Here is a 4,631-nt window from a genome sequence, read left to right as displayed (position 1 = left end):
TTCGTCGCTGCGATTAAAACTCGCCTTCCAGAACTCCGGTGCATGGGGCCAATCCTCTGGGTTGTAGGGAGGAAAATCGCCTTGTTTGCGTTTGTTGACCAGTTGAGTGACGCCAATTAACTCGCCGTCGGCGTTAAAAATTGGCATACACAATAAGCTGCAAGTGCGATAACCGTTGATCTGGTCAACTTGTTGAGAAACTTCGGAATCGGGGTCTTTATATAAGTCAAAAGGAATATTCAGAGGTTTACCGGATTTGGCAACTTTACCGACATACCCTTTGCCAATTGGGACTCGCAGTTCTCTAAAAGAAGCATCTGGCTGTTGAATATTCGCCCACAGATCTTTGTGATCGGGATCTAATAGCCAGAGGGTGCTGCGATCGGCATTCATCAGTTTTTGCGCTGCGTCCATCACCCGCTTGAGGGTTGAATCTAAATCCAAGCTACTGGAAGCAAGCGATCGCGTCGCTTCTAAAAGTGCTTCGGCTGCACGCTGTCTCTGCGTCGCCGCATAAAAAGAACGGGAACTTTCCAAAATTAGCCGAATTAACGGGGAAAATTCCTCAAACAAAACTTCGTCATCCCAGGTAAAGCCTTGCCGATCGATTCTTTCCCGCAAGGATTCTCCGAAGGCGTAATTCTTTTTTAATTTATTCACTAGCTGGACAACTGCCACCAAATCTCCCTCATCGTTCAAGAGGGGCAGCGTTAGCATGGTGTAGGTGCGGTAATGATGTTTTTTGTCTAACTCTTTAGCTGCGGTCGCCCGTGGGTCTTGATAAAAGTCGAAGGGAATGTTGATCGCTTTTTTCAACTTGGCAGCTTCTCCGGCAATCCCTTGTCCGACTGGTATGCGAATTTCTAGAGAACCATTGCCTTCATCATCTTTGGCGATCAAAGACCACAGTTCGTTCGACGCTTCATCCAACAGATAGATGGTGGTGCGATCGGCACGCAAAAGTTCGCCTGTTTTTAAGGCGATCGCCGTTACCATTTCAGTTAAAACACCGTTAAAGTTCTGGCTGTCAAAGTTTAACATTGACAGCGTTCTGTGGACGGTTTTAAACTGTTTTTCTACTTCCTTTAGCTCTTTCTTAAAGTTTTCTTTGTTGAGAGGGGCAATCAATTCATAAAATGTTGACTTTCTGGTGGCTAATGCCGTGGCTGTTGAATTTCTCATTTTTGAATGATACCTTTTACTCAGAGCCGACAGGGAATCTGTTTGACCGCAGACTAGCAATTTATTGGCAATTTGAGATTTGATTTTAATGCTAAAATCTCAACTATATCGGTTGTAATTATTTACTAAAAATTGTTTTGTCTGTGGTTTCATTTATTAACTATATTATATTAACAGGATCTTTATGTTAAAAATACTCAGGAGTTTAACTCATAAAATTCAATGATTTTTTCATTAGCTAATTGGTGAGTAATTAGATTTTTTCAGAAAATTCAGAAAATTCATGTTATCCTAGAAGATCGGTCAAGAATTCGTTAAAGACGGTAAGAAACCGGGTTTCTGCGATCGGCAAACCTTTTGATTCTGTTGCTCTCAGCCCAAGAAACTCGGTTTCTCCCATTGCTTGACGACTTTCTAGTTAGTAAATACTTATACTTGGGTGCGTAATGGATCGGGTCGAGGTATTAAAACTTGTAGAACTTGCAGATAATTCGATCGCCCAAAAAACAGGAGAACCTTTAAGTGATGTGCAAAAAAATATACTTCGGCAGGCTTTGCTAGGTGAGAAACTAAAGGATATCCAAGTGGCTGGTTATAGCAGTAACACTATACAGCGAGAAATAGCTCCCAAGTTATGGAAGCTGCTATCAGATGTTACCGAGAAAAAAGTCAGCATTAAAACCGTGCGGTTAGTTTTGGAGGAATTAAGGGGGAACAGAGCGGTAGGAGGCAGAGGGACAGAGGGGCAGAAGGGCAGAGGGGCAGAGCAGAATTACCAATTACCAATCATCAATTCCCATCTTGAGTTACCGGGAGGTTCGCTGGATCTGGCTTCGGAATTTTATATCGATCGCCCGCCGATCGAAGAACGCGCTTATGAAGAAATTGCCAAACCGGGAAGCTTAATTCGCATCAAAGCTCCCAAGCAAATGGGAAAAACATCTCTGATGACGAGGTTGCTGCAACAAGCAGAAAGACTTGGTTATCGTTCGGTAGCTTTAGATTTTGAGTTGGCAGATCGGGAAGTTTTCTGGGATTTAAATCAATTTTTGCAATGGTTTTGTGCTACGGTAACGGATGACTTAGAGCTACCGATTCAGCTAGATAGCCGCTGGAGCGAGTTTTTAGGCAGTAAAAAAAATTGCACTAATTACTTTGAAAAATATCTATTAGCCGAAATTGCTACTCCCTTAGTTTTGGGCTTGGATGCAGTCGATCGCATTTTTCCCCAAGAGAAAGTGGCTGATGATTTTTTCGGTTTGCTGCGGGCTTGGCACGAAAAATCCAAGCAAAGCGATATTTGGAAAAACTTTCGGCTGGTAATTGTCCACGGTACAGAAGTTTATATTCCCCTGAGTAAAGATTTGTCTCCGTTTAATGTAGGGCTACCGATCGAGTTACCGGAGTTTAACTCTGCACAGGTACAGGATTTGGCGCGACGACATGGGTTGGATTTAACAGAAACTCAGGTTAAGCAACTGATGGCAATGGTGGGCGGACATCCTCATTTAGTGCGAGTGGCTTTATATAAGATGGCGCGGGAAAATATGAGTTTGGATGGCATACTGAAAGAAGCGCCCACCGATACGGGAATTTATGGGGAACATTTGCGATCGCACTTGTGGCACTTGGAACGAAATCCAGAGTTTGCAGAATGTTTTAAACAGGTGGTTGCTACTAATAAACCCCTACAGATAAAGTCGGCGATCGCATATAAATTAAATAGTATCGGATTACTGCATCTGCAAGGCAATCAGGTGACGATCCGCAACGATTTGTACAGGCAATATTTTCGCGATCGTTTTCTCGATAGTCAAAAGTAGCAGAGAAACTGACGCCATGACACTGATTCGCACGTCCGCGCCCGGTTATCGCACGCAATCGCTGGATACTTCTATAGAAGCCGAACAGGTACAGTTTGGACTGTGGCGCACGCTTCCGTTTTGGAAAAAAGCTGAGCTAATTAGCGGTTGGACTAAGGGTTGTTGGGAAATGTGTCTTTTAGCGATTCGGTATCGCTATCCAAATGCTGACCCGGCTTTTATTCGACGGGAATTTACGATCCGAACGCTGGGAGAGGACTTTCAATCGATCGAGAGTATTCTATCTGTTTATCCATTTTTATGGGAGCAACCACTAATGCTAACCGACCCAATTTCTTTAGCGCTTGTTGTAGCTGACATTTTAAACAATCTAGAAATTCCCTACCTTGTAGGTGGGTCGGTAGCTAGTTCCCTTTTGGGCGAACCGCGAAGCACCCAAGATATTGACTTGGTAGCAGATTTGCGTCCTGAAAAGGTTGAAAGCCTAATCCAGGCGGTGCAACCGAGGTTTTCTGTATCAGAAACTGCTGTACGAGAGGCGATTCGCTCGCAAGAGTCCTTTAACCTAATTGACAACGAATCTCTTGGAAAAATTGATATTTTTATTCTCAAAGATCAACCATTTAATCAAGCAGAATTCCAGCGTCGCCAAGCTAGAGTTATCCGACAAGACCCTGACCGAGTAATAGTTTTACCGACATCCGAAGACATCATATTGCAGAAACTCATCTGGTATCGAATGGGGAGATTTAAATCGGAAAAGCAATGGCGCGACATTTTGGGAGTAATGAAGTTGCAAGGCGAACAGCTAGACAAAGTTTATCTCAACCAATGGGCGGAGACGCTACAATTAACGGAACTACTTGCACAAGCTTTACAGTCAGCAGGTCTGTCGGATTAAAATTGCGATCGGCTACTAACACACAAGGCAATATTTTCGCGATCGTTTTGTTGGTACTTAGCAATGGAATACTCGCTCCTAAAAATGGCTCTGACTTGGGAAAATCATGACCTCAGAGTTCCCAGCCTACAAGAACTGATTAGATCCTTGGACTTCATCAATATTCGGTAATATGAATTGTTGAATGGGTATTTAAGCTGGAATGCCGTTATAGTAAATTAGCCTATGAATTACGAATACAAAGTTGGTGGAAGTTTACCCCCGGATGCGCCTACATACGTTTGGCGACAGGCAGATTACGAGCTGTTTGACCATTTGAGAAAAGGCACATTTTGTTATGTGCTAAATTCCCGACAAATGGGTAAGTCTAGTTTGCTCGTGCAGACAATGAGAAGGCTAAAAAATGGGGGAATTGCCTGTGCTGCGATCGATTTGACAGAGATTATCAGTCCGGATATCACCAGAAGCGAGTTTTTTGGCAGTATCACCGATACATTAGTAGATAGTTTTAATCTGACAGAGCAAATCGGTAGCTTTGATGCTTGGTGGGGGAAGCATGGCAGACTTTCGCCCATCAAGCGATTGAGTAAGTTTATCAAAGAGGTCTTGCTAACTAATCCGTCGCTGTTTGGGAAAAATATTGTCATTTTTATCGATGAAATTGATAGCGTACTCAGATTACCATTTTCGGCAAATGATTTTTTCAGTTTAATTCGGGCTTGCCA

General features: G+C 43.1%; 4 protein-coding genes. 3 read left to right on the top strand and 1 reads right to left on the bottom strand.

Going from position 1 to position 4,631, the window contains the following annotated elements; genetic code table 11:
- A partial coding sequence (locus H6S82_RS19300; RefSeq protein ID WP_191056577.1) for a GAF domain-containing protein occupies positions 1–1,182 on the bottom strand: 1,182 nt, incomplete at its 3' end.
- A gap of 446 nt (positions 1,183–1,628) precedes the next feature.
- On the opposite strand from H6S82_RS19300, the gene H6S82_RS19295 reads away from it, so the two are divergent.
- From H6S82_RS19295 to H6S82_RS19285, 3 genes are all read left to right on the top strand, one after another.
- Positions 1,629–3,005 carry an AAA-like domain-containing protein gene (locus H6S82_RS19295; protein WP_190474053.1) on the top strand — a complete coding sequence of 459 codons (1,377 nt, stop codon included), beginning with the start codon at positions 1,629–1,631 and terminating at the stop codon, positions 3,003–3,005.
- A gap of 16 nt (positions 3,006–3,021) precedes the next feature.
- A complete protein-coding gene (locus H6S82_RS19290; RefSeq protein WP_190474051.1) occupies positions 3,022–3,906 on the top strand; it encodes a hypothetical protein in 885 nt (294 codons plus the stop codon).
- Positions 3,907–4,131: 225 nt separating this feature from the next.
- Positions 4,132–4,631: AAA-like domain-containing protein (locus H6S82_RS19285; RefSeq protein WP_191056576.1), on the top strand; the 500-nt coding region annotated here is incomplete at its 3' end.

It is taken from the genome of Planktothrix sp. FACHB-1355 (genome assembly GCF_014748295.1).
Classification (GTDB): Bacteria; Cyanobacteriota; Cyanobacteriia; order Cyanobacteriales; family Aerosakkonemataceae; genus Aerosakkonema; species Aerosakkonema funiforme_A.
This window is presented reverse-complemented; position numbering and strand designations above follow the sequence as displayed.